Annotated in this window: 4 protein-coding genes; all 4 read right to left on the minus strand. The window is 71.9% G+C overall.

Translation table 11 applies throughout. The features are described from left to right. Positions 1–179 precede the first annotated feature (179 nt). Positions 180–530: a hypothetical protein gene (locus tag IJH84_RS15440; protein ID WP_200073334.1), complete on the minus strand. Its 351-nt coding sequence runs from the start codon at positions 528–530 to the stop codon at positions 180–182. Positions 531–607: 77 nt separating this feature from the next. Beyond that, positions 608–1,201, minus strand: a complete 594-nt coding sequence (locus IJH84_RS15445; protein WP_200073333.1) for a TetR family transcriptional regulator C-terminal domain-containing protein — start codon at positions 1,199–1,201, stop codon at positions 608–610. Further along, the gene (locus IJH84_RS15450; protein WP_295145648.1) at positions 1,198–2,175 is read right to left on the minus strand and encodes an agmatine/peptidylarginine deiminase; all 978 of its coding nucleotides are present in this window, start codon (positions 2,173–2,175) and stop codon (positions 1,198–1,200) included. The genes IJH84_RS15445 and IJH84_RS15450 overlap by 4 nt, the downstream gene beginning before the upstream one ends. 240 nt (positions 2,176–2,415) lie before the next feature. Then, positions 2,416–3,738, minus strand: a 1,323-nt coding sequence (locus IJH84_RS15455) for a PD-(D/E)XK nuclease family protein (protein ID WP_295145650.1), incomplete at its 5' end; no start/stop codon positions are given.

Genomic DNA, 3,738 nt, shown 5'->3' on the forward strand with positions numbered 1-3,738 from the left:
CGGCGAAGCCGCTGACCAGCGACCATGCAAGCAACCGGCACCGCCGCGGGTTCTCAGCGGCTTCCTCGCGAGGACAGCGATTTCGCCGCGTATGGGCATACGTCAGAAATCGATCCCGCAGCGAGGAAGCCGCTGAGGTTCCGCTACCCGACCACCTATGCAGACCGAGATCGAAGATCTCAACGGCGCTTCTTGGCGGGGACTGGCTTCAGTTGCCGCTCGCACTCGCAATTGCTGTCGTAGATCGCTTCCGCGGTGATCGTCGGGCCGTCGTTGAGCCCGGTCACGATGGTCTCGCCGCGGCGCGACTCGGTGAGCCAGATCTGGTTCTCGTCGGTGAACGCGACCTCGTCCTCGGTGAGCCCCATGGCCGCGCGCAGCGTGCCCGCCAGCCACGCGGCGACTTCTTCGGGGGAGTGCATCACCTCGTCCGGATCGAGCATCCGCCGCTCCGGCGCGGTCAGCGCGTTCGAGAGCGTGGATCGCTCCACGTATCCGTGGTGGTGCAGGCCGTTCGCGTGCTGCGGCATGTCTCCCCTTTCTTGGCCGAACCCTCCCCAACGTAGCCGCACGCCGCGCCCGCGATCGAGCACCCGGGCCATCCCGGCTACGGACCGGGGCATTCCAGTTCGAGCGCGGCGCTGATGTGCTGGTGCGCCCGGGCGGTGGTGAGCAGCTCGGCGAGCCAGCGGCTGGAGAGCCCTTCGACCAGAACCGTCAGCCGCTCGGCCGCGGGCTCCGGGTCCACTCCGGGATCGACGCTGCCGTCCTGCTGACCTTCCGCGACGAGGCTAACGACCGTGCTCCGCCACGTCCGGCTCGCCGCGTCGACGGCCGCGCGCAGGCTCGGGTCGAACACGGCGGCGGCGCGGAATTCGTTCCACACCGCCGAGTTCGTCCGCACCTGGGCGGTGTCCTGGAACTCGCTGGTGAGCTGGTGCTCGAGCCGGGCGCGGCCGGGCAGGCCGTCCGGTGCCCGGGTGTAGCCGCCCGCGCGCTCGTCGACGAACTCCATGGTCGCGGCGAGCAGGCCCGCCCGGCTGGTGAAGTGGTAGTACAGCAGCGTCGTCGACACTTCCGCTTCGGCCGCGACGGCGTCGACGCGCAGCCCGCGGATGCCGCTGCTCGCGATCACCCGGCAGGTGGCTTCGAGCAGCAGTGCCTGCCGATCGGCGGTGCTGAGCCTGGTTCTGCGGCTCATCGCCGTGGCTGCTGCTGGGTGGCGCAGTGGATACCGCCGCCACCTTCGGCGATGTGATCGATGCGAACTCCTACGACCTCGCGTCCCGGGTACAGCTCCCGGAGGATACCGGCGGCCCGGTCGTCCGCGGCCCGGTCGCCGAAGGCCGGCGCGATCACGGCGCCGCCGGCCACGTAGTAGTTGATGTAGGAGCCGAAGAAGTCCTCGCCGTGCCTGCCGATCGCGCCCGGATCGGGCCGCGGCAGGTCGACGATCTCCGGTTCCCGGCCCGCCGCGTCCGTGGTGCTCGTCAGCACGGCGCGAGCCTGGTGGTACTGCTCCGAGTCCGCTGGCCCGGGCCGGTCGAGCAGCATCGTTCCCGGCGAGGTGCAGCGAACCAGACCGTCCACATGGGAATCGGTGATGTCCGCGCCGCGCACGCCGGGGAACCAGATGACCTTCCGCGCGCCGAACGCGGCCTTGAGGCCGGATTCCAGTTCTGCGCGGGACCGCCCCGGATTCCGGTTGTCGTTGACGATGGAGCTCTCGGTCGCCAGTAACGTGCCATCGCCGTCGACTTCCAGTGCGCCGCCCTCGGTGACCAGCGGAGCCGGGATGCGCGGGATTCCGTAGTGCTCGAGCAGCCGCCGCGCCACCTTCCCGTCCGCGGGGTGGCGCTGCTTGCCGCCCCAGCCGTTGAAGCGCGTGTCCACACCGGCCAATCCCGACTCGGTGCGCACGAACGTCGGACCGGTGTCGCGCAGCCACAGGTCGTCGACCGGAACGGGCAGCACTTCGACGGCGCCGCCGCAGGCACGACGCGCGTCGTCGGCTTCGTCCGGACGCGCGAGCAGCACGACGGGCTCGAAGCGGGCGATGGCGCGTGCCAATCCGGCGATGTCGCCGCGCACGCTCGGCAGGTCACGTCCCCACGGCGCGTACCGCGACGGCCAGCCCATGAAGGTCCGCTCGTGCGGCGTTTCCTCGGCAGGCATCCGGGTTTCCCCGGCAGGCACCCGGCTTTCTTCGGCAGGCACCCGGGTGGTCGCGGACGTTCCGGTGCTCGCAGCACCGGTTCCGGGACCTGCGAACGAAGCGCAGGCGGCCCCAAGCCAGCCCAGTGCGCAGCGACGGCTCAGCATGATCAGCACTCCCTACTTACTGAAAACTCAGTAAGTAAACTTACACGCAGGGCTCACCCGCGGAAAGGAACGCGCGATCGCGCGGCCCGGAGCTCACTGCCCGACCTGGCGCCCCTCGGGATGTACCGGGCAGCTCGGCCGGGCCGGGCAGCGTGGGCAGTCGGAGTTCTCGGTGGCGAGGAACGCCGGGCCGACGCTGGAGGCCGCGGCGTCGTGCACCACGTCCAGCCACACGCGCAAGCGGTCCTCGTCCAGGCCCGGCTGCTCTCGTTCGGTCCATTGCCCGTCCCGGGAGGACTTGGCGACGTAGAGCAGGCGGGCACCGCCCGGCTGCGGCCCGCCACCGGCATCGGGCCGGTCACCGTCGTCCGTGAACGCGCCAGCGTCCGAGAACGCCCCCAGCGCCGCCGCGAGCTGGTAGACCGCCAGCTGCGGGTGCTCCTGCGCCTCGTTGCCGCTGACCGGCGACTTGCTCGTCTTGATGTCCACCACGACGGGCCGCCCGCCCGGGTCCGCCTCCAGCCGGTCGACGCGGCCGCGCAGCCGCAGCTTCGGGCCGCCTTCCCGCCCGGGGACGGTCAGGTCCAGGTCGCGTTCCACGCCCACCTGGGTCAGTTCGTCCCGGGAGGTCGCCAGCCAGCCCAGGAACGCTTCGACCATGCCTTCCACCCGCCGGCGTTCGTGCCGGGAGAACCACGGCGCACCGGCGTCCACGTGCTTCCACGCCTCGTCCAGCGCGCGGCGCAGCTGCTCGCGATCGGCGCCTTCGGCGGCGGTCTGCACCAGGGCGTGCACCAGCGAGCCGGTGATCGAGGCGAGTTCGGCGGCGTCCTCACCGCCGTGGCGCTGCACCATCCAGCGCAGCGGGCACTTCGCCAGCACGTCCACTGTGGATGGTGAGACGCGGACCGCTTCGTCCTCGGTGATCAGCGGCTCGGCCGTGGACGTCTCCGGCAGGCCGTACCAGGCGTCCGGGTGCGCGCCGGGCACACCCGCCGCGGCCAGCCGGGCCAGCTGCGCGGCGGCCCGCTCCCGGCGGCCGGGCTTGGCCTCGCCGTCGCAGACCACGCGGCGCAGCTCCGCGACGAGTTCGGCCAGCACCAATCCCCGCTGCGGGCGCAGCATCGGACGCTGCTCCTGTTCCCCGGTCGCGACGCCCTCGAGCTCGTCGAGGAAGCGGGACGGCTGCTCGTCCTCCCCGCGCACCGCGCTGACCAGCAGCGAACTCCGCGCGCGGCCTGCGGCCACCAGCAGCAGGCGGCGCTCCTCTGCCAGCAGCGGCGCGGTCGCCGACACCCCGCCGTCCACCCCGGAGGCAACGTCCACCAGCCGCTCGGTGCCCAGCAGTGAACCGCGCAGCCGCAGGTCCGGCCAAACCCCTTCCTGCACCCCGGGAATCGCCACGACTTCCCACTC

The sequence above is a fragment of the Saccharopolyspora sp. genome (genome assembly GCF_017434145.1).
Classification (GTDB): domain Bacteria; phylum Actinomycetota; class Actinomycetes; order Mycobacteriales; family Pseudonocardiaceae; genus Saccharopolyspora_C; species Saccharopolyspora_C galaxeae.